Genomic DNA, 19,767 nt, shown 5'->3' with positions numbered 1-19,767 from the left:
ACCAAGCCCCTCCTCGTTTCATGACCGACACCAACACCGCCCCGCTCAACGTGCTCTTTCTGTGCACGCACAACTCCGCGCGCAGCATCCTTGCCGAAGCGCTGCTCAACGACATCGGCGCCGGCCGCTTCAGGGCCTATTCGGCCGGCAGCAGCCCGCGCGCGAACCAGCAGCCCAATCCGATGGCCATCGAAGTGCTGCACAAGGCCGGCATCGACACATCGGGCCTGCGCAGCAAGAGCTGGGACGAGTTCGGGAAGCCGGATGCGCCCCGCATGGACCTCGTCGTCACCGTGTGCGACAACGCCGCGGGCGAGGCCTGTCCCTACTGGCCCGGCCAGCCGGCGACCGCGCACTGGGGCTACGCCGATCCCTCGGCGGTCGAAGGCGACGACGACCGCAAGCGCGAAGCCTTCCGCCAGACGCTGCACGCCATCCGCCATCGCCTCGAGCTGCTGGTGAACCTGCCGGCGGCCAGCCTCGACAGGATGGCGCTGCAGGCCACCGCCCGCGAACTGGCCGGGTCCTGACGCGCGATGTCTTCCTCCATTGCACCGCCTGGCACGGACCAGGCCGCCACGCAGCCTTCCATCGGCGGCTTCGAACGCTACCTCACCGTGTGGGTGGCGCTGTGCATCGTCGCCGGGGTGGCCCTGGGCCAATGGTTCCCCACCGCGTTCCAGGCGGTGGCGCGCCTCGAACTCGCCAAGGTCAACCTTCCGGTGGGCCTGCTCATCTGGGTGATGATCGTGCCGATGCTCCTGAAGATCGACTTCGCAGCGCTCGGGCAGGTCAGGGCGCACTGGCGCGGCATCGGCGTGACGCTGGCGGTCAACTGGATCGTCAAGCCCTTCTCGATGGCGCTGCTGGGCTGGCTCTTCGTGCGCCATGCGTTCGCGACGCTGCTGCCGGCGGACCAGCTCGACAGCTACGTGGCAGGCCTGATCCTGCTCGCGGCGGCGCCCTGCACCGCGATGGTCTTCGTGTGGAGCCAGCTCTGCCGGGGCGACCCGTACTTCACGCTGTCGCAGGTCGCGCTCAACGACGCGCTGATGGTGGTGGGCTTCGCGCCGCTGGTGGCGCTGCTGCTGGGGCTGTCGTCGATCACGGTGCCGTGGGCCACGCTGCTGATCTCGGTGGGCCTGTACATCGTGGTGCCGGTCGCCATCGCGCAACTGCTGCGCGGGCATCTCCTGAAGAAGGGCCCGTCGCACCTGCAGGCCGTGGGCACGCGGCTGGGCCGCTGGTCCATCGGCGCGCTGCTGCTCACGCTGGTGCTGCTCTTCGCGTTCCAGGGCGAGGCGATCATCGCGCAGCCGATGGTGATCGCGCTGCTGGCCGTGCCGATCCTCTGCCAGGTGGTGCTGAACTCGGGGCTGGCCTACCTGCTGAACCGCAAGCTCGGCGTGGCGCATTGCGTCGCGGGACCTTCGGCGCTGATCGGCGCAAGCAACTTCTTCGAGCTCGCGGTGGCGACTGCCATCAGCCTCTTCGGCTTCCAGTCGGGAGCGGCACTGGCCACGGTCGTCGGGGTGCTCATCGAGGTACCGCTCATGCTGGCCGTGGTGTCGGTCGTGACGCGGTCACGGCGCTGGTACGAGCAGGGGCTGCCGCGCTGAAGCGTACGGGCGGGGCCGGCGGCGGCTTCGGTCTCGTCGTTCATTTATGAGGCTGGCGCGTGTTGGCGCTGCCCGGATCCGGCACCGGCGAAGGCTTCGCATCCTGCGGATTGCGCCGGGTCAGCCCGCCTGTTGCCGATCCGCCCCCTGGCCGCTCGGTGCGCCGGATGCGAGCTTCGGCAGGCCCTTTTCGCTCGTCCAGCTTGTCGGCTCGCCCCGTGTCGACGTTGCGGGCCGGGTTTGCAGGCGCCTTCTCCGTATTGCCTTGTGTGCTGGGTGCCGTCGAGCCCCTGGGATTGCCCGTGGGCTGAGCCCTGGCTGCCTGTATCGCCGCTGCGGCAAGGATCAGCAGGGCCATGAAGATTGCCGTCAATCTGGTCATCGAGTGCCTCCGGTACAGGTGCGTGTCATTGCCGGCCCTTCCGGTTCGCCGGATCGCTCGGTCCGTTCGTGCCGGACAGCTGTTCCGCCGGAGGGCCGAGCTTCCCGCTGTCGCCGCCCCGGGCGCTGGTCGTTCCGCCGTCGCGCGAGCGGCCGCGTCCGGAATAGATCTCGTCGTCGTCGAAATCGAGCGGAGGGATGCCGGCCCCTCCACCGCTTTGCACGAGTCCGCGCGTGTCCTTCGTGTCCTTCCCGGCCTGGGGTTTTCTGTTGGGTGCCATCGGGATGTTTCCTTCCTTCATGAAGAGAAGAAGGCCATGCTTTTGCGCCGCGCCGGCAGCAGGTGTGGGAACCGCGGGACAGCACGTGTAGGTCCACAGGCATCGCCTTCCAGGCGGGGCAGGCACGCCGGTTGCCATGCAACACAAGACCTGACAACCCACCCGGCAACCCATGAGACGAAAGACCCCCACAGGACGCCAGCTGCGCGCCGCGAACTACCTGAACCTGCTCGAGGCGCTGTCGCGGCTGCAACTGCCGGCCGTGTGCTCCAAGCGCGAGGAGATCGACTGCATCCTCGCGCTGCGCAGTGCCTCGCTGCTGGAGGCGCTCACCGAGCCGCCGGTGGTTCTGCGCACCGGCGAGCGATTCATTCCACGCGCGATCGTCACCAGCATCACGCCAGAAGGGCGCATGGCGCTGCTGCGCGGGCGTCGCGCCATGCCGCGCGAGATCCCGTTCAATCCCCCTCGCTGAGCGGGCGTCCCGATCGCGAGCCGCCCCGGTGCCAGGCGCGCCAGGTGCGCGGAAGAGGCGTGTCCGGGCGTGTCCGCGCTCGCCGGCGCGGTGGCGTTGCCCGGGGCCGCAGTCACACCATGGGCGGATCGGTTTCGCGCGCGAGGTGGCGGTGCATGCCTGCGGCGGCGATGAATTCCCGGCTCGCATCGGCGGCGTCCTTCGCCTCGGCGAGGATCAGGCCCGGATCGGGCGAGCCGTCGGGCAAGGTCATCGGAATGCCCGCCTCCGCCAGCAGCGCCTGCGAGGCGCCGAAGGCCAGGATGGTCTTGCAGTGCCTGTACTGCTCCTTCACGAACTCCATCGTGTGGCCATCCTGCGTCAGCGACTCCAGGGCCGCGAGGCCGTCCGGCAGCACCAGCGCATCGAAGAGGACATTGGGGCTGTTCTCCATGCTGGCGTCCGCCTCGAAGGCCGTACCGTCCGCCGCCGTGCAGCGGCCCAGGCGCGATCCCACCAGCCGCGGCACGGCCCCCGCGCCCACCAGCGCCGACACCAGCCCGGCGATCGGGCCGCCCTCGATCCCGTCGGCGATCAGGATCGCGATCTTGCGCGTGCGGATGCCTCCGTCGCCCGGCCGTGCCAGCAGCGAAAGCGCGGGCGAGCGGTCGACCTCGGGCGCGGTCGGCACGTCCAGCACGCGCGGCAGCGGCGCGGGCAATTCCATGCCGAGCCCCTGCGCGACCTGCTGCGCCAGTTCCGGCGACGCATTCAGCAGGCTCGCGACCATGCGCTCGCGCACCGCGGGCACCGTCACCTTCGACAGCTCGAAGCGAAAGGCGGCCGCGATGTGGGCCTGCTCCTGCGGCGACTGGCTTTGATAGAAAAGCGCCGCCTGCGTGTAGTGGTCGGCGAACTTCTCCGGCTTGATGCGCACCTTGTCGCTCGTCTCTTTCGCGTCGAGGCGGCGCGCCACGCTCACGAAGCCCTGCGCGGCGCCGGCCTGGAACGGGCAGCCGCCGCCGAGCGAGTTGGGCTCGTAGGCCGCGCGGCCGCGATGGATGGCCTGCCGGTGCATGCCGTCGCGCTGGTTGTTGTGGACTGGAGCCACGGGCGCATTGATCGGCAGCTCGTGGAAATTGGGGCCGCCGAGCCGGCTGATCTGCGTGTCAACATACGAATGGATGCGCCCGGCCAGCAGTGGATCGTTGGTGAAGTCGATGCCGGGCACCACGTGCGCGGCGCAGAAGGCGACCTGCTCCGTCTCCGCGAAGAAGTTGTCGGGATTGCGGTTCAGCACGAGCCGGCCGACCACGCGCAGCGGCACCAGCTCCTCGGGCACGATCTTGGTGGCGTCGAGCACGTCGAAGCTGAATCCCGCCGCCTGTTCCTCGGTGAAGATCTGCAGCGCCAGCTCCCATTCGGGGTACTCGCCGGCGTCGATGGCCTCCCAGAGGTCGCGCCGGTGGAAGTCGGGATCGGCGCCCGCGATCTTGACCGCCTCCTCCCACACCAGCGAATGCGTGCCCAGCCTGGGCAGCCAGTGGAACTTGACCAGGCGCGACTCGCCCGCATCGTTCACCAGCCTGAAGGTGTGGACGCCGAAGCCCTGCATGGTCCTGAAGCTGCGCGGGATGGCCCGGTCGCTCATCTGCCACATCAGCATGTGGGTGCTCTCGGGCATCAGCGACACGAAGTCCCAGAAGGTGTCGTGCGCCGAGGCGGCCTGCGGCATGGCGTGGTGCGGCTCGGGCTTCACCGCATGCACGAGGTCGGGGAACTTCATCGCGTCCTGGATGAAGAACACCGGCATGTTGTTGCCCACGAGGTCCCAGTTGCCCTCGTCGGTGTAGAACTTGACGGCGAAGCCGCGCACGTCGCGCGCCGTGTCCTTGGAGCCGCGCTCACCGGCCACCGTGGAGAAGCGCACGAACACCGGCGTGACCTTGCCGGCCTCGCGAAATGGCGCCGCCCTGGTGTAGTCGGTCAACGGCTCGTAGCACTCGAAAAAGCCATGCGCGCCCGAGCCGCGCGCATGCACGATGCGCTCGGGAATGCGCTCATGGTCGAAGTGGGTGATCTTCTCGCGCAGGATGAAGTCTTCCAGCAGCACCGGCCCCCGCGCACCGGCCTTCAGCGAGTTCTGGTTGTCCGCCACCGGCACGCCCTGGTTGGTCGTGAGCCGCTGGCCGCCGGAGTCGACGCGCACCCGCTCCAGCGGACCGACTGTGGGGTTCGTTCCTTGCGCTGCCACGCCGCCGGTCTTGGCCGAGGCATTGGCTTCCGAAGGCGTGCTGGCGGTGGCCAGGGGCGATGCGGGCGGCACGTGCTGGCCTTGCGGTGCCGCCAACGCATTCGCGTCGCCGTGCTCTGCAGGCTTGTTGCTGTTGGAAGGCATGGCCGCGGCCAGCGCCTGGGTCTCGATCGCCTTGCGGGCGGGCAGATCGCCGCTGCCGGCTTCGGCTGGAGCGGCGTGGGCCGGGCCGCTGTCGGTGTTGCGTGCCGCCGAGCGGGCGGCATCGATGGCAGCAGGCGAGGCAGGCGAGGAAGCTGCGGGCGCGCGGGTTCGAGGGGTCTTGGGCATGGATGGGTCTCGTGTGGTGGTTGAGCAAGGGATGAAGGGGGCGGGGACGGGCAAAACGGGAACCGAGGCAAGCCAAGCTAGGACGCCCTCCAGGGGCCGCTTGTAGGACGTCTTGCAGTGATGCAGTCGTTATGCCGCCCGCGCCCGCCCTGCGCACGTCACCGCACCCGGCGCCCGATCGTTTCGGTCATACGCTCAGGACGACGGCACGTCTTCCTACATCGCGACCCCGAAGCGCATTCGTAGCGTGGCTCCCACCAGGACCGCCAACCAACACCAACCAAGGACGCCGCATGAAAGCCCTGACCTACGAGTCCGCCCACAACGTGGCGGTCGAGACCGTGCCCGACCCGGTCCTGCAAGCCGACGACGACGTCGTGCTGCGCGTGACCGCCACCGCGATCTGCGGCTCCGACCTGCACATCTTCCGCGGCAAGATTCCCGCGATGGAGTCGGGCGACATCCTCGGCCACGAGTTCATGGGCATCGTCGAGGAAACGGGCCGCGGCGTGACGCGCGTGAAGAGGGGCGACCGCGTCGTCGTGCCCTTCACCATTTCCTGCGGCCAGTGCTTCTTCTGCAGCAAGTCGCTGTTCGCCGCCTGCGAGACGACCAACACCGGCCGCGGCGCCATCATCAACAAGAAGAACGTGCGTCCGGGCGCGGGCCTTTTCGGCTACTCGCATCTGTACGGCGGCTACCCCGGCGGCCAGGCGGAATACGTGCGCGTGCCCAAGGCCGACGTGGGCCCGCTCGTGATTCCGCCGGGCCTTGCGGACGAGCAGGTGCTGTTTCTCTCCGACATCCTGCCCACGGGCTACCAGGCCGCGCTCAACGGGGAGATCGGCCCGGGCTCGACGGTGGCGATCTTCGGGGCCGGCCCGGTCGGCCTGATGGCGGCGGCCTCGGCGCGGCTGCTGGGCGCCGAGCGCATCTTCATGGTGGACGAGCATGCCTATCGCCTGGACTTTGCCGCCGAAGCCTATGGCGTGGAGCCGATCGACTTCCGCAAGATCGGCGATCCGGCCGAGGTCATCGTCGAGCGCACCGCTTTCCGCGGCGTCGACGCGTCGATCGACGCGGTGGGATTCGAGGCCAAGGGCAGCGCGGTGGAAACCGTGCTCACCGATCTCAAGCTCGAAGGCTCCAGCGGCAAGGCGCTGCGCCAGGCCATCGCGGCCACCCGGCGCGGCGGCGTGGTGAGCGTGCCCGGCGTCTATGCGGGTTTCATCCACGGCTTCCTGTTCGGCGATGCATTCGAGAAGGGGCTGGTCTTCAGGATGGGGCAGACGCATGCCCAGCGTTTCATGCCGGAGCTGCTCGAACACATACAGGCCGGCAGGCTGCGGCCTGAGGCCATCGTCACGCACCACATGGCCCTGGAGGAAGCCGCGCGCGGCTACCAGATCTTCGACAAGGCCGAGGAAGACTGCCGCAAGGTCGTCCTCACGCCAGGCGGGCCCGCTCGCGACACCACGGCGCCGCTCGGCCGCTGATTCCATCGATTTCTCCCGGGAGCAGGCATGGCCACCCACAAAGACACCTCGAGCCCCGCGCAGGAGCCGGCACCGCCACAGACGCCCGCGCAGAAGGCGATGAAGCAGTTCTCGAAGACGCCGGCCGAGCGCGGGGAGCCTTCCGATTCCGCCGGCGCCGGGCCTGCCCCGCGCCCTCCCCCATCGGCCGGCGATGCGCCGGTCGGCCAGACGGACAACCAGGGCAGCTCGCCGTACGCCGACCGCAGCCGCAAGGAGGCGTCGCGGCGCGAACGCTGAGGCGGATGGTGTCCGCCTCTTTTTGCATGCGCCGCGGCAGCGCGGGAAAAACCCCGACAAGCGCGCCACGCCCGCTTTGCTACATTTTTCCGTCATGCCCCAGAAGACGTTCGTGACACCCGACAGAATCGCCGCGGAGGCCAGACCCCATGGCCGCTGATCCGCCACCTCGCTCGCCCGCGGCGCTCTCGCCCCTGACCCTGGCCGACGCCGATTTCCGCCTGATGGTGGAGGCGCTGCGGGACTACGCAGTCTTCCTGCTCGATCCGGACGGCTTGATCGTCGACTGCAATCCGGCGGCCCAGGTGCTGTGCGGCTGCGAACGCGGTGGCGCCGTGGGGCAGCACTTCTCGCGCTTCCATCCGCCCGAGGCGCTCGAGGAGGGCTTGCCCGCCAGGGATCTGCAGCTGGCGCGCGAGAACGGCCGGGCGCATGGCGAAGGCTGGCTCGTGCGCCATGACGCCACCCGCTTCTGGGCGGAAACCACCCTCACGCGGCTCGACGATGCGAACGGCGCGCTGCGCGGCTTCGCGCAGATCACGCGCGACTTCACCGAGCGGCGCCAGCAGGAAGAGCTTCTGCGCGCGAGCGAGGAACGCTTCCGCCTCATGGTCGAGGGCGTGAAGGACTACGCGATCTTCATGCTCGACCCCGGCGGCCACGTGGCGAGCTGGAACCTCGGCGCGCAACAGACGAAAGGCTACGCCGCCGAGGAGATCATCGGCCAGCATTTCTCGAAGTTCTACCCGCCGGAAGTCGCGGCGCGCGGCTGGCCGGCGGAGGAACTTCGCAACGCGCTGCGCGACGGGCGCTTCGAGGACGAAGGCTGGCGGGTGCGCAAGGACGGCAGCCGCTTCTGGGCCAGCGTGGTCATCACCGCGGTCTACGACCGGGCGGGCCGCCACAAGGGATTCGCCAAGGTCACGCGCGACCTCACCGAGCGGCGCCGCATCACGGCGCTGGAGGACGAGGGCCGGCGCATGACCACGTTCCTGGCCATGCTCGGGCACGAGCTGCGCAACCCGCTCGCGCCGATCTCCAACGCGGTGGAGCTGCTCAAGCGCGAACAGAGCGAGTCGCGGGTGCTGCGCAGCACCCGCGACATCATCGACCGCCAGCTCAAGCAGATGACGCGGCTGATCGACGACCTGCTCGACGTCGGCCGCATCACCAGCGGAAAGATCCAGCTCGAGGCCAAGCCCGTGCGGCTGCGCGAAGCGGTGCAGGATGCGGCCGATGCGGTGCGCGTGCTGGCCGCGCAGAAGGACCAGCAGTTCGACGTGCGGGTCGACGCCGCGGACCCCTGGATCACCGGAGACCGGGCGCGCATCGTGCAGGTGGTGAGCAACCTGCTGCACAACGCCTGCAAGTTCACGCCCGTGGGCGGGCAGGTGAGCGTCGCGGTGAGCCTCGGCGCGGTCGATGCCGTCACCGGCCTGCCCGAGGCGGAGATCGCCGTTCGCGACAGCGGCGTGGGCGTGCATCCGCAGGACCTGCAGAGGATCTTCGATCTCTTCGTGCAGGGCGAGCAGGACGCCTCGCACAGCAGCGGCGGGCTCGGCCTTGGCCTGAGCCTGGTGCAGCAGCTGGTGTCGCTGCATGGCGGCCGCGTGAGCGTGTTCTCCAGCGGACGGCCTGGCGAAGGCAGCGAGTTCCTGGTGCAGCTGCCCGCATCGCCGCCGCCCGAGCCGGGCAGCGGTACGCCCCGGTCGGCCGGAGACAGGCTGGTGCTGGTGGTGGACGACAACAAGGACGCGGCCGAAACGCTCTCCCTGCTGGTGGAAGCCCTCGGCTACGCGACCAAGGTGGTCCACGGCGGGCTCGCCGCCGTCGAGGCGGCGAAGGAACTGCGGCCCGACGTGATGCTGATCGACATCGGCATGCCCGACCTCGACGGCCACGCCGTGGTTCGGCGGCTGCGCGCCGAGCTGGTCGATCCGCCCACGGCGATCGCCGTGACGGGCTATGGACAGGCCAGCGACCGCGAGACCAGCTACGAGGCCGGCTTCCACAGCCACCTGACCAAGCCGGTGGACGTCGATCGGCTGGACGACATCCTCATGCATCTGCTGCGGCCGGCGGCGCACCTGAGCTTCTGAAACTTGCGCACGCGCCAGCCGGGCGCGGATCACCGGCGTCAAGCCTGACCCGGGGACTCCTGCATCGCGGGAGGAGTTCGAGAACCCTCCCGCGCATTCACCGCGCCGGCGAGATTCCCGACCATCGCAAGCAACGCATCGCCGAAGCCGCCGCGTGCCCGCGCATCGGTCCTGGCGCTGGTCGTCACCCGCGGCTGCGCGCTCCAGGCGATGCGGGCACCGCTGGCCTGCAGGGCCCGCACCAGCATCACGTCCTCGTCGCAAGCCAGTGGCTCGAAGCCTCCCGCACGGCGATAGGCATCGGCCGAAACGCCGAGGTTGGCGCCGTGCACGTGCCTGTGTCCGTCGGCATCGACGTAAGCGCGCGAGAAGTGCTCCTGCAGCAGATGGCCGTCTGTGCCGTGCGCGCTCCAGTCGTCGACGCCGACCGAGCCGCAGACCGCGTCGGCGTTCTCGGCCAGCTGCCTGACCAGCCAGTCCGGCGAGACCTCGGTATCGGCGTCGGTGAACGCGAGCCAGCGGGCTCCGGCATCGACGAAGAGCCCGGCGCCGGTAGCGCGGGCGAGGCCCACGTTGCGGGCCTCGATGGCGATGCGCGCAACGCCGTGACGCTCGGCCACGGCTGCGGTCGCGTCGCTGCAGCTGTCGAGCACGACGAGAACCTCCACCGGCTCGCCAGCCAACCCAGGATGGGCCGCCGCGCGCAGGACCGATGCCAGCGACGCGCCGATGCGTTCGCCTTCGTTGTGCGCGGGAATGACGACGCCGATCACCGGATGCCCTCCCGTTCGGCCACCGAGCGGCCATCGCGTGCCCACACCTGCAGCACGAAGTCGTCTTCCTCATGGAACACTAGGCGCGGCAGGCCGAGCGCAGAAAGCGCCGCATGCACCTCGTGCGTGGACAGACTGCGCTGCGCGAAATCCGCGCGCCAGTCGCAGGCGACCAGCGTGCCGTCCGCGTCGAGCGATTCGCCGCAGCATCCGGCCACGCGCCGCATCTCGTCGCGCTCGAGGAAGTAGCCCAGCTCGCTCAGGACGATCAGGTCGAAGCCGCCTGCATCGCGCGGCCACTCCGCGGGCAAGGCGTGCCGCTCCAGGCGTACGTTGGCGAGCGAACCGGTGCGCCTGCGGGCGATCTCCAGCGCATGCGGCGAGAAGTCGCTCGCCAGCACGTGGTCGCAGCGCTGCGACAGCGCCTGCGTGAGTTCACCGGTGCCGCAGCCGGGCTCGTAGGCACGCCTGTACTGGGCCCGGGGCAACGCGGCCAGCAGCACCGCGCGCTTGCGGATCTCGTACCAGCGATGGCGCACTGCGTAGGGGTCCTCGCTGCCTGCATAGAGCGCGTCGAAGTAAGACCTGCGCCCGCCGCTCACAGGAACACCACCTCGTAGGGACGCCGCGCCCGCGCGACGGTGGTGGCGCGCAGCACGGGGCCGGCGCCGGTGGATGCATCGCGCCGCAGCTGGCTCGTGAATGCCTGCACCGCGGCGCGCTTGCGCCTCATGGCTTCTTCGTCCAGGTCGATGCGGACCGCGTGCCGCCAGGGCATGCGCGTGTCGCCGGGGTGCGACCAGTGCCAGCCCCAGACGGGCACTTCCGCCAGCCTCGCACCGGCAGCAGCGCAGGCGAGCGCGCAGGCCTGGCCCGTGGCTTCGTGATCGGGATGGCCGTCGCGGCGCCAGGTCGTGAACACCACGTCGCGCGGCCGCAGCAGCGATACGAGCCGTGCAGCCAGCGTGCCGCGTACAGCCGCCAGGCCGCCATCGGGCAGGCCCAGCCGCACGGGTTCGACAGGCAGCCCAAGGCGCTCGAGCGCGAGCCGGGATTCGAGCGGGCGCTCCGTCGCCAGCCGCTCGACAGGCCACTCCGTCGAGCCGCCGTGGCTTGCCGTGCCGTCGGTCACCGCGATGACTTCGATCCGCGCACCGGCATCCGCCAGTTGTGCAAGCAGCCCGCCCACCGACAGCACTTCGTCGTCGGGATGCGGAGCCACCACCACCGCGCGGGCGTTTCGCGGAACCAGCGTGCGCGCATCGATGCGGGGCAACGCGGCCAGAACCGGCCAGCCGTTCCATTCGGTCTCGGCCGTGCCTTCTCCGCGGATGGCGGGACGGGCTACAGCATCCATGAAGAAGGCTCCTTTCCGACGTCCTGCGCGGCGAGCAGGCCCAGGGCGGCGAGATCGCGTTCGGCGTGGCTCTGGCGAAGAAACACCGGCAGATCGGCCATCGCCCGGGCGAAGCCCCGGTCGCGGCACAGCGGGCCCGCGCCCAGCGCCCTGCCCGCATGGCGCATGACCTCGTTGGCGGCCTGCTCCACGGCAAGGCGGGCGCGCAGGGCGACCTGCCTGGCGTCGTCGCGCGGATGCCGGTCGATCCACGCGGCCGCCTCGCGCAGCAGCGCGGCCGCGGGCGTCAATGCCGCGTCGATGGCGCCTAGATGCGCGAGCCGGTGCGGGTCCGGCGCCTTGCCCATGAGCGCGTGAGCCGCCCGGGAGATGCCCAGGGCGCCGCCGAACCAGCATGCGGCGATGCCCGCACCGCCCTGCCAGAAGCCGGGGCGCCGCGTGTAGTCGCCGGGGCGGCCGATCGCAGTGGCCGCCGCGTGGTCGAAGCGGACGTCCACGCTGGCGCTGTCCGCCATGCCGACCGCGTGCCACCCCCCGTCCGTGACGCGAACCCCGGGCTGGTCCATGGCGACGGCGGCAAGCCAGGGCTCGCCGTCGCGGTTCCAGCAGCTCACGACCGCGTGCGTGACGCTGGCGGCGCCGGAGCACCAGGCCTTGGTGCCGCTCAACCGGATGGCCGTGCCTCTTTCCTCCTCGGCGATCACCCGGGCATCCGGCGGCTCGGCACACCAGGTCGCCCATCGCGCTCCTTCGGATGCGGACAGTCCACCACCGAGTTCGGCCTGGATCGCGAGTGCATCCGTATGGCCTTCGAAGAGCTTGACCAGCGAGAGATCGTGGGCCGCCACTTCCGCCAGCGCGCGCCAACGCGCGAGTGTCTGGCCGGCGCCCGGCATGGGCAGCATGTCGAGCCCTGCCTCGACAAGGTGCCTGAGCGCCAGGCGGCTGCCGTGCCGAAGCTGCAGGTGCCGCAAGTCGTCGTCGGAGGGCTGGTCGTACATGGAAATATGAAATGAAGCGAAGGAAGGGAAAGATCAGAAAGGACTTCGTTGGAGCGAAATTAGGCAGGCCGCGCCTCGCGGTTCGTCGGTGGGCTGCGCTCGCACCTGTAGGAGGAACCGCGAGGGCCGGGCTGCCGGAGCATCGCGGGCCATCGTGGGCCATCGTGGGCAAGTAGTCCTACACCCCGACCCGAGCATTCCCGATGAGACGCGCCGCCGATCGGAGGGAGACCAGTTGCCTGGGCTTTGAAGCGAGCGTCGGCGTCTCCCAGATGCGTCGGCAAGGAGAAAGTCATGGCCATGGTCACAAACGTCATCTCGTCCGACCGGGTGGAAGGAACCACCGTCTACAACGCCGGGGGCGAAAAGCTCGGCAGCATCGACGACCTCATGATCGACAAGCTCTCCGGGCAGGTGCGTTACGCCGTGCTCGAGTTCGGCGGTTTCCTCGGCATGGGCAAGGATCGCTATCCCATCCCCTGGAGCATGCTGAAGTACGACACCGCACAGGAAGGCTACGTGGTTCCCCTTCAGAAGGAGACGCTCGAAGGCGCGCCCCGCTACGCGGACAACAGCGTTCCCGACTACGACGAAAGCTACACCGCGAGCATCAACAAGTACTACGGCCTCTGAGTCCGGATGCTCCCCCTCGCCAGATTCTTGAAAGCCCATGTACGCGCACATCCAGCTCGGCGCCCGGAACCTGCCCCTCATGTGCGCCTTCTATGACCAGGTGCTTGCGCACCTCGGGCTCGAGCGGGTGGTGGCACTGGAGAACATCGGACCTGCCGGCCTCTACTGGCGACGGCCGCGACGGCGCTGGCCGCAGTTCGTGATCAATCGCCCGTTCGATGGGCTGGAAGCCGGCGTCGGAAACGGCACGCAGGTCAGCTTCCTGGCCGATCGACGCGGCACGGTGGACGCGATGTGGGCAGCCGCCCTCGCCCACGGCGGGCGCGATGAAGGCGCTCCCGGCCTGCGGGCGCGCTACGCGCCGGACTTCTACGCAGCCTACTGCCGCGACCCCGAGGGGAACAAGCTCTGCTTCGTACATACGGACGGCTCCTAGCTGCGCGCGCATCCACACGCACAGGGTTGCTGCGCCCCGTTGCCGCGGAAGACCGGGACTGCCAATCACGCACGTCGCTCTCCTACGCAGTGCACACAGCGTGATCGTCAACGTTCCCGAAGGATTCGGAGATTCAGGAAGCGCGTTTCCTTCACCCACCCGACCCTGATGATCGAGAGGACGATATGCAACGTTTCAAGGATCGCGTCGTCATCGTGACCGGCGCAGGCAGCGGCATCGGCGAAGCCACGGCGCGCCGCTTTTCGCAGGAAGGCGCGAGCGTGGTGCTCGCGGGCGACACGCTCGCCAAGCTGCAGCGCGTGGCGCGCGATCTGCCGGAAGAACGCACGCTGGTGAAGGTGGCCGACGTTTCCAGCTTCGGCCAGGTGCAGGCGCTGGTGGACGCAACCGTCGAACGCTTTGGCGCGCTGCACGTGCTTTTCAACAATGCTGGCATCGCGGTCGAAGGCACGGTCACGCAGCCGCCGCTGGAAGACTGGAACAGGATCATGGCCGTCAACGCCGGCGGCGTGTTCCACGGCTGCCGGGCGGCCATGCCGCACCTGGTGCGCAGCAAGGGCTGCATCGTCAACACGGCCTCGGTTTCGGGCTTGGGCGGCGACTGGGCGATGGGCTTCTACAACGCGTCTAAGGGCGCCATCGTCAACTTCACCAAGGCCCTTGCGCTCGACCACGGCAAGGACGGCGTGCGCGTGAACGCGGTGTGCCCCAGCCTCACCTTCACGCCCATGACGCAGGACATGAAGGACGACAGCGCGCTGATGGCGAAGTTCGCCGAACGCATTCCGCTGGGGCGCGGCGCCGATCCTTCGGAGATCGCGGCCGTGGTCGCCTTCCTGGCGAGCGACGACGCGAGCTTCGTCTCGGGCATCGCGATGCCGGTGGACGGCGGGCTGATGGCCTCCAACGGCCAGCCCGACATGGGCTAGCGGCACGCCATGGCAGCAAAGACAGTCGGCGACTTCGTCGTCGAGCGCATGTACGAATGGGGCGTTCGCCGCATCTACGGCTATCCGGGCGATGGCATCAACGGCATCGTGGGCGCGCTCGACCGCGCGGGCGACGCCATCGAGTTCGTGCAGGCCCGCCACGAGGAGCTGGCCGCGTTCATGGCCTGCGCGCACGCCAAGTTCTCGGGCGAGGTGGGCGTGTGTCTCGCGACCTCGGGGCCTGGCGCGATCCATCTGCTGAGCGGCCTCTACGACGCGAAGCTCGACCACCAGCCGGTGGTGGCGCTGGTCGGCCAGCAGAAGCGCAGCGCGCTGGGGGGCGACTACCAGCAGGAGGTGGACCTCGTCTCGCTCTTCAAGGACGTGGCCCACGAGTTCGTGCAGATGGCCACCAGCGCCGAGCAGGTGCGCCACCTGATCGACCGCGCGATGCGCATCGCGCGCGACCGCCGCACCGTGACCTGTGTGATCTTCCCGAACGACGTGCAGGAGCTTCCCGCCGTGCCAGTGCCGCCGCGCGAGCACGGCACGGTGCACAGCGGCATCGGCACCACGGCGCAATCGGTGGTGCCGCCGCCCGATGCGCTGCAGTACGCGGCGGACATCCTGAACGCCGGGCGCAAGGTGGCGATCCTCGCCGGCGCGGGTGCGCTGCATGCGGTCGACGAACTCATCGCTGTGGCCGAACGGCTGGGCGCGGGCATTGCCAAGGCACTGCTCGGCAAGGCCGCGGTGCCCGACGATCTTTCCTTCGTGACGGGCGCCATCGGCGTGCTCGGCACGCGGCCCAGTTCGTGGATGATGGAAGAGTGCGACACGCTGCTGATCGTGGGCTCTTCCTTTCCGTATGCAGAGTTCCTGCCCGAAGAGGGACAGGCGCTCTGTGTGCAGATCGACACCGACGCACGCGCGCTGGGCCTGCGCTATCCAGTCGAGCTGGGCCTGGCGGGCGACAGTCGCGCCACGCTGTCGGCCCTGCTGCCGCTGCTTGCTCAGAAGGAGGACACCTCGTGGCGCGAAGCCCTCGAGAGTCAGGTCGCGCAATGGTGGCGTGTGCTCGAGGCGCGCGCCCATGTGCCGGCTTCTCCGGTCAATCCGCAGCGGGTGTTCTGGGAACTCTCGCCACGCCTGCCCGACTTCGCGGTGATCACCTGCGACAGCGGCTCGGCCGCCAACTGGTATGCGCGCGACGTGAAGCTGCGCCGCGGCATGAAGGCCAGCCTCTCCGGCGGGCTGGCGACCATGGGGCCGGCCATTCCGTACGCGATCGCGTCGAAGCACGTTCACCCCGAAAGGCCGGTGGTCGCCCTGCTGGGCGACGGCGCAATGCAGATGAACGGGATCAACGGCCTCGTCACCATCGCGCGGCTGTGGCGCGACTGGATCGATCCGCGGCTCGTGGTGATGGTGCTGAACAACCGCGACCTGAACCTCGTGAGCTGGGAGCAGCGCGTGCTGGGCGGCGATCCGAAGTTCGAGGCATCGCAGGAGCTGCCCGACTTTCCCTATTCGCGCTTCGCACAGATGCTGGGACTGGAAGGCATCCGCGTGGACACGCCCGAAGCCATCGGCGACGCATGGGACGCGGCCTTCGCGGCCGACAGGCCCGTGCTGCTCGAGATGGTGACCGATGCGGCGGTTCCGCCGTTGCCGCCGGATGTTTCGCTGGCGCAGACCAAGGCGTACTTCTCCGCGCTGTGGCAGGGCGACCCAGAGGGCATGCGCACGCTGAAGGCGGTGATACGGGAATACTGGGCGAGCTTCAAGGCTGGCCGGGTGGAAAAGACTTCCTCTTGATGTGCGCCCGGCGACCGCTGCGGCGGTCGCCGGGACGTATTTTCAGATGCGTCGGGCTTCGCGGCCCCTTCACGCTTTGGCGCGCATCTGGTCGCGCAAGGCCTTGATCTGGTCGTGGTTGCGCTGGGCCCCCTGGGCCTGACGCTCCACCACGGAGCGCACATCCGCCGGGATCGGCGCCTTCAGCGCCTTGCGGTAGCGGGCCACCGCGGCATCCTCGCCGCGCTCGCACTCCTCCAGCATCGACAGTGCGCTGTCGGCGCCGAGGGACCCCTTCACGTGCACCCAGCCTCGGTGCATTGCGCCGCTCACAGTCCCGCCGTCGTCGACCTTTCCGCCCAGCCGGCGGATCAGCTGCGCCAGTTCCGAGGCAGCCGCGGCGCACTGCGAAGCCCGGTCCTGGAAGACCTGCTTGAGCTGAGTGGAGTTGACTTCGTCGGCACAGGCCTTGAAGCCGTATTCGCCGTCGCGCGCGTTCTCGAGAAGGTCGTCGAGTACGTCGACCACCTCATCGGATCCAGTGGCGCCGGGGTTGCCGGCGGTTGTGTAGTCAGGCATGGAAAGCTCCTTCAAGTTGAGGCAAAGGCCGAAACAGGCGGCTTGCGTCTGCATTCGACCGACGGACCGGAATGGCCCGCTGCAGTCCATGGTGCGCACACGCCGCGGGGACGGTGTCGTCCACCCCGCAGGAGCACTGTCAGTCATTTCCCGCCGCGTGCAAGCCGGCGCAGGACAGCCGCGGGGGCAGCCGTCCCGCGTGCCGGCTCGCCGCTCAGCTCACTTCGACGTCGATGCGCCTCGGCTTCGCGTGCTCGGCCTTGGGTATGCGCAGCTTCAGCACGCCCTGCGCGAGCTCGGCGGAAACCTTCTCGGTGTCCAGCTCCTTGCTGAGCGTGAATACGCGCTGGAAGCGCCCGAGCCCGACCTCCGTGTGGCTGGTCTTCAGACCATCGGGCACGCTCAGGCTCGACTGCGCTTCGATGGTCAGGGTCTCCGCTTCCACATGCAGGTTCAGGTTCTCGCGCGAGACCCCCGGAAGATCGGCGTAGAGGGTGATACCGGCCGCGTCCTCGATCACGTCGACCGGGGGCGTGAGTGCCGCGCTGCCATAGCGCGACGCCTTCTGCCTGGAATCGGTGCTGTCCGCAGCACCGGAAGAACGGGTCTGGATGTCGTTGCTCATGGTGTTCATCTCCTTGGGTTCACTGGACGGCGATGCGGCGCGGCTGGGCCGACGCGCGGCGGCGAACGGTGATGCGCAGCACGCCGTCGCGCAGCTTGGCGTCGACCGCTTCGGGATCCGCATCGTCGGGCAGCGTGAGCATGCGGCGGAACGCTCCCTCGAAGCGCTCGTTGATGTGCACCGCAGCCTTAGCGCCCGCCTCAGGCAGCACGCTCTTGCGCTCCCCGGCGATCGTCAGCAGGCCGCGCTCGAGGTGGACCTCCAGCGTGGCCGGGTCGACGCCGGGCGCAAAGGCATAGATTTCCACCGCCTGCGCGGTCGTGCCGACGTTCAGCGCCGGAAAACCGTTGCTGCCGAAGCCCCGGATGGTGGGGGCCAGATCGAACGCCTGCTGCATGTCCCGCTGCAGGCGATCCATTTCCGCGAGCATGTCGCGGGGAAAGAAAGACCGGTACATGGCTGAACCTCCAAAAAGCTGGAACGGACAAAACCTGGAATGGGCCGCAGCCCTTACTGGGGCAGGTGATGCGCACGGGTCGGCTGCGAGGAGCCGTTCGCATAGGGGCGAAGCCGTGCGGTGATGCGCGGCAAACGGTTTCGCCAGCGCGGAGGTCGTGATTCCGGATAGTTGAATTTCGCCAGTTCCTCGCGCCCCTTCTGGGTGACGGCCAGCACTTGCGCGGCCAGGGCGGAACCGGAAAGGGACAGCGGGTCCGAAGGCGATGGCACCAGCGCGACGACGAGCCCGGCGGCGCGCAACACCCTGACCTGATCGATGTCCTCCGTGCGGTAGAACGTGACAGGCAGGCGAGAGCCGGCGATTTGCTTGAGCAAGTTCATGGTCATTTCGATACCTCCTTTTCGGTCGACCAATTTCCGACGGAGGTGAAGATAGGCGACGTGCCGCGAATTTCAAGAGGGAAATTTTCGGCACCCCGAACCTGCGCGGCATGCCGGGAAAGGCATCGCGGTGCGTTCACAAAGCCGAGTAAAAAGCTCGGCCACGAGGGCCGGGCTGAGGTCTGCCGCAAGCCTGCGGGGAAGGGACCGCAGGAAGCCGCGTCTCACGCCCTCCGCTACGCGGATACGGCGCCTTCCTACGCCGGTGCTTCGATCGCCACCCCATGGTTCGGCCTTCGACAACCCAACCGATGGAGCCCACGATGCCAACTTCCCGACGCGCAGAACCCGATGCCTGCAGCCTTCTGGACGCCGACCACCGCAAAGTCAAAAAGATGTTCAAGGAATACGAGGAACTCACCCATTCGCGCGCCGCTTCGGCCGAACAGAAGAAGCGCGAGCTTGCCAACGAGATCTGCATGGAGCTCACGGTCCACACGCAGATCGAGGAAGAGATTTTCTATCCCGCCCTCCGCAAGGCACTCAAGGAGACCGACCTGCTCGACGAAGCCGCGGTGGAACATGCGAGCGCCAAGGACCTGATAGCGCAGATCCAGGGAGCCACGGCGGTCGACGAGATGTTCGACGCCAAGGTCATCGTGCTGGGCGAGTACATCGATCACCATGTGAAGGAGGAGCGCAACGAGATCTTCGTGAAGGCGCGCGCCGCCCGTGGGCTGGACCTGGTCGCCATGCGCGAGCAACTGGCCGCCCGCAAGGAAGAACTGATGGAGGAACTCGGCGCCGTCGCCTGAGTTCGCCCGCTCCCCGAAGACGCCGGCGGGCGACTTCGGGCCTATTCACCCAGCATCACGCTGCCTTACTGTTCTGGAGGCCCTCGTGACCGGACTTCTTTCCCGACTTTTCCCGAGCGCGACGAACATGATCCGGCTGGATCACACGCACGTGCTTTCCACCTTCCATCAGTACAAGGCGGGCGCGCCCAGGCGCGTGAAAAAAGGCCTGGTCAACACCATGTGCACGGCGCTGGAGATCCACGCGCAGCTGGAGGAAGAGATCTTCTACCCGGCGGTGCGCGCGGTCACGCAGAACGAGCTCATCGCCAAGTCGCTGGAGGAGCACCAGGAGATGCGGCGGCTGATCGGCCTGCTGCGGCAGATGGAGCCCGAAGCGCGCGACTACGACGAAACCGTGGCGAACCTGATGCGCGACGTGATGCACCACGTGGCGGACGAGGAAACGCTCGTGATTCCCGAGGCCGAGCGCCTCCTGGCCGACGAGCTGGGCGAACTCGGCATGCGCATGACCAAACGTCGCCTCCAGCTGGTGGGTCCGCGCAGCGGCGAAATCGCGCTCGACATGGGGCGGGCCGCATCGGGCAACGTCCTTGCGCTCACCGCGCTCGGCATCGGCGCCGTGGGCTTGTTGATGGCCCAGCGCACGGGGCATAGGGGGATGCCAGCTCGCGACAAGCGTGGCAAGGCGGCTTGAGCGGCGAAAGGCCTATCGGCATCGAATCGTCCGGCCGGCGCTGACGCATTTCCGGATCTTTCCTGCAGGCT

23 protein-coding genes are annotated in these 19,767 nt (G+C 68.7%); 12 read left to right on the top strand and 11 right to left on the bottom strand.

What is annotated here, in order from left to right; genetic code table 11:
- The first annotated feature begins 20 nt into the window (after positions 1–20).
- Together ABL843_RS09625 and arsB are read left to right on the top strand one after the other, a co-directional pair.
- Positions 21–530 carry an arsenate reductase ArsC gene (locus ABL843_RS09625; RefSeq protein ID WP_418119703.1) on the top strand — a complete coding sequence of 170 codons (510 nt, stop codon included), beginning with the start codon at positions 21–23 and terminating at the stop codon, positions 528–530.
- Positions 531–536: 6 nt separating this feature from the next.
- Positions 537–1,619, top strand: a complete 1,083-nt coding sequence (gene arsB, locus ABL843_RS09620) for an ACR3 family arsenite efflux transporter (protein ID WP_418119702.1) — start codon at positions 537–539, stop codon at positions 1,617–1,619.
- A 40-nt stretch (positions 1,620–1,659) separates the two neighbouring features.
- Here arsB and ABL843_RS09615 read toward each other — a convergent pair whose 3' ends face one another.
- Both ABL843_RS09615 and ABL843_RS09610 read right to left on the bottom strand, forming a co-directional pair.
- On the bottom strand, positions 1,660–2,001 hold the full coding sequence (locus tag ABL843_RS09615; protein WP_418119701.1) for a hypothetical protein: 342 nt from the start codon (positions 1,999–2,001) through the stop codon (positions 1,660–1,662).
- 25 nt (positions 2,002–2,026) lie between these two features.
- A complete protein-coding gene (locus ABL843_RS09610) occupies positions 2,027–2,281 on the bottom strand; it encodes a hypothetical protein (protein WP_418119700.1) in 255 nt (84 codons plus the stop codon).
- A gap of 172 nt (positions 2,282–2,453) precedes the next feature.
- Here ABL843_RS09610 and ABL843_RS09605 point away from each other — a divergent pair, with 172 nt between their 5' ends.
- Positions 2,454–2,756, top strand: coding sequence for a hypothetical protein (locus tag ABL843_RS09605; protein WP_418119699.1), 303 nt, complete (start codon positions 2,454–2,456; stop codon positions 2,754–2,756).
- Positions 2,757–2,868: 112 nt separating this feature from the next.
- Here the strand turns inward: ABL843_RS09605 and ABL843_RS09600 are convergent, their stop codons facing one another.
- The gene (locus ABL843_RS09600) at positions 2,869–5,319 is read right to left on the bottom strand and encodes a catalase (protein ID WP_418119698.1); all 2,451 of its coding nucleotides are present in this window, start codon (positions 5,317–5,319) and stop codon (positions 2,869–2,871) included.
- Between the two features lie 293 nt (positions 5,320–5,612).
- Here ABL843_RS09600 and ABL843_RS09595 point away from each other — a divergent pair, with 293 nt between their 5' ends.
- The 3 genes from ABL843_RS09595 to ABL843_RS09585 all read left to right on the top strand — a co-directional run bounded on the left by ABL843_RS09595 (position 5,613) and on the right by ABL843_RS09585 (position 9,193).
- Entirely contained in the window at positions 5,613–6,815 is a 1,203-nt protein-coding gene (locus ABL843_RS09595) for a zinc-dependent alcohol dehydrogenase (protein ID WP_418119697.1), read from the top strand.
- 27 nt (positions 6,816–6,842) lie between these two features.
- Positions 6,843–7,094 carry a hypothetical protein gene (locus ABL843_RS09590; protein WP_418119696.1) on the top strand — a complete coding sequence of 84 codons (252 nt, stop codon included), beginning with the start codon at positions 6,843–6,845 and terminating at the stop codon, positions 7,092–7,094.
- A 149-nt stretch (positions 7,095–7,243) separates the two neighbouring features.
- Positions 7,244–9,193, top strand: a complete 1,950-nt coding sequence (locus tag ABL843_RS09585; protein WP_418119695.1) for a PAS domain S-box protein — start codon at positions 7,244–7,246, stop codon at positions 9,191–9,193.
- Between the two features lie 38 nt (positions 9,194–9,231).
- Here ABL843_RS09585 and ABL843_RS09580 read toward each other — a convergent pair whose 3' ends face one another.
- From ABL843_RS09580 to ABL843_RS09565, 4 genes are read right to left on the bottom strand one after another with little or no spacing between them, the layout of a single operon-like run.
- Complete coding sequence (locus ABL843_RS09580) at positions 9,232–9,966, bottom strand: glycosyltransferase (protein WP_418119694.1); 735 nt, start codon at positions 9,964–9,966, stop codon at positions 9,232–9,234.
- The gene (locus ABL843_RS09575; RefSeq protein WP_418119693.1) at positions 9,963–10,568 is read right to left on the bottom strand and encodes a class I SAM-dependent DNA methyltransferase; all 606 of its coding nucleotides are present in this window, start codon (positions 10,566–10,568) and stop codon (positions 9,963–9,965) included. Before ABL843_RS09575 ends, ABL843_RS09580 begins: the two co-directional genes overlap by 4 nt.
- Complete coding sequence (locus ABL843_RS09570) at positions 10,565–11,323, bottom strand: PIG-L deacetylase family protein (protein ID WP_369658930.1); 759 nt, start codon at positions 11,321–11,323, stop codon at positions 10,565–10,567. The genes ABL843_RS09575 and ABL843_RS09570 overlap by 4 nt, the downstream gene beginning before the upstream one ends.
- Positions 11,311–12,324, bottom strand: coding sequence for an acyl-CoA dehydrogenase (locus ABL843_RS09565; protein WP_418119692.1), 1,014 nt, complete (start codon positions 12,322–12,324; stop codon positions 11,311–11,313). Before ABL843_RS09565 ends, ABL843_RS09570 begins: the two co-directional genes overlap by 13 nt.
- A gap of 294 nt (positions 12,325–12,618) precedes the next feature.
- Between ABL843_RS09565 and ABL843_RS09560 the strand changes: the two genes are divergently transcribed.
- The 4 genes from ABL843_RS09560 to ABL843_RS09545 all read left to right on the top strand — a co-directional run bounded on the left by ABL843_RS09560 (position 12,619) and on the right by ABL843_RS09545 (position 16,161).
- Positions 12,619–12,957, top strand: coding sequence for a PRC-barrel domain-containing protein (locus ABL843_RS09560; protein ID WP_369658932.1), 339 nt, complete (start codon positions 12,619–12,621; stop codon positions 12,955–12,957).
- Between the two features lie 37 nt (positions 12,958–12,994).
- Positions 12,995–13,393, top strand: a complete 399-nt coding sequence (locus ABL843_RS09555) for a VOC family protein (protein ID WP_418119691.1) — start codon at positions 12,995–12,997, stop codon at positions 13,391–13,393.
- A gap of 185 nt (positions 13,394–13,578) precedes the next feature.
- A complete protein-coding gene (locus ABL843_RS09550) occupies positions 13,579–14,343 on the top strand; it encodes an SDR family NAD(P)-dependent oxidoreductase (RefSeq protein WP_126024574.1) in 765 nt (254 codons plus the stop codon).
- A 9-nt stretch (positions 14,344–14,352) separates the two neighbouring features.
- Positions 14,353–16,161: a thiamine pyrophosphate-requiring protein gene (locus tag ABL843_RS09545; protein ID WP_418119690.1), complete on the top strand. Its 1,809-nt coding sequence runs from the start codon at positions 14,353–14,355 to the stop codon at positions 16,159–16,161.
- Between the two features lie 69 nt (positions 16,162–16,230).
- Here the strand turns inward: ABL843_RS09545 and ABL843_RS09540 are convergent, their stop codons facing one another.
- From ABL843_RS09540 to ABL843_RS09525, 4 genes are all read right to left on the bottom strand, one after another.
- The gene (locus ABL843_RS09540) at positions 16,231–16,719 is read right to left on the bottom strand and encodes a ferritin-like domain-containing protein (protein ID WP_418119689.1); all 489 of its coding nucleotides are present in this window, start codon (positions 16,717–16,719) and stop codon (positions 16,231–16,233) included.
- Between the two features lie 214 nt (positions 16,720–16,933).
- Positions 16,934–17,344, bottom strand: coding sequence for an Hsp20/alpha crystallin family protein (locus ABL843_RS09535; RefSeq protein WP_418119688.1), 411 nt, complete (start codon positions 17,342–17,344; stop codon positions 16,934–16,936).
- Positions 17,345–17,363: 19 nt separating this feature from the next.
- A complete protein-coding gene (locus ABL843_RS09530) occupies positions 17,364–17,801 on the bottom strand; it encodes an Hsp20/alpha crystallin family protein (RefSeq protein WP_418119687.1) in 438 nt (145 codons plus the stop codon).
- Positions 17,802–17,854: 53 nt separating this feature from the next.
- Complete coding sequence (locus ABL843_RS09525) at positions 17,855–18,190, bottom strand: hypothetical protein (protein ID WP_126024569.1); 336 nt, start codon at positions 18,188–18,190, stop codon at positions 17,855–17,857.
- 317 nt (positions 18,191–18,507) lie between these two features.
- On the opposite strand from ABL843_RS09525, the gene ABL843_RS09520 reads away from it, so the two are divergent.
- Both ABL843_RS09520 and ABL843_RS09515 read left to right on the top strand, forming a co-directional pair.
- Positions 18,508–18,999, top strand: coding sequence for a hemerythrin domain-containing protein (locus ABL843_RS09520; RefSeq protein WP_184635907.1), 492 nt, complete (start codon positions 18,508–18,510; stop codon positions 18,997–18,999).
- Between the two features lie 127 nt (positions 19,000–19,126).
- On the top strand, positions 19,127–19,696 hold the full coding sequence (locus ABL843_RS09515; protein ID WP_221297386.1) for a hemerythrin domain-containing protein: 570 nt from the start codon (positions 19,127–19,129) through the stop codon (positions 19,694–19,696).
- Positions 19,697–19,767 lie beyond the last annotated feature (71 nt).

It is taken from the genome of Variovorax sp. 350MFTsu5.1 (assembly GCF_048302515.1).
Taxonomy (GTDB): Bacteria; Pseudomonadota; Gammaproteobacteria; order Burkholderiales; family Burkholderiaceae_C; genus Variovorax; species Variovorax guangxiensis.
Note: the sequence above shows the minus strand (reverse complement) of the source record. Positions and strands in the feature narration are given on the sequence as shown.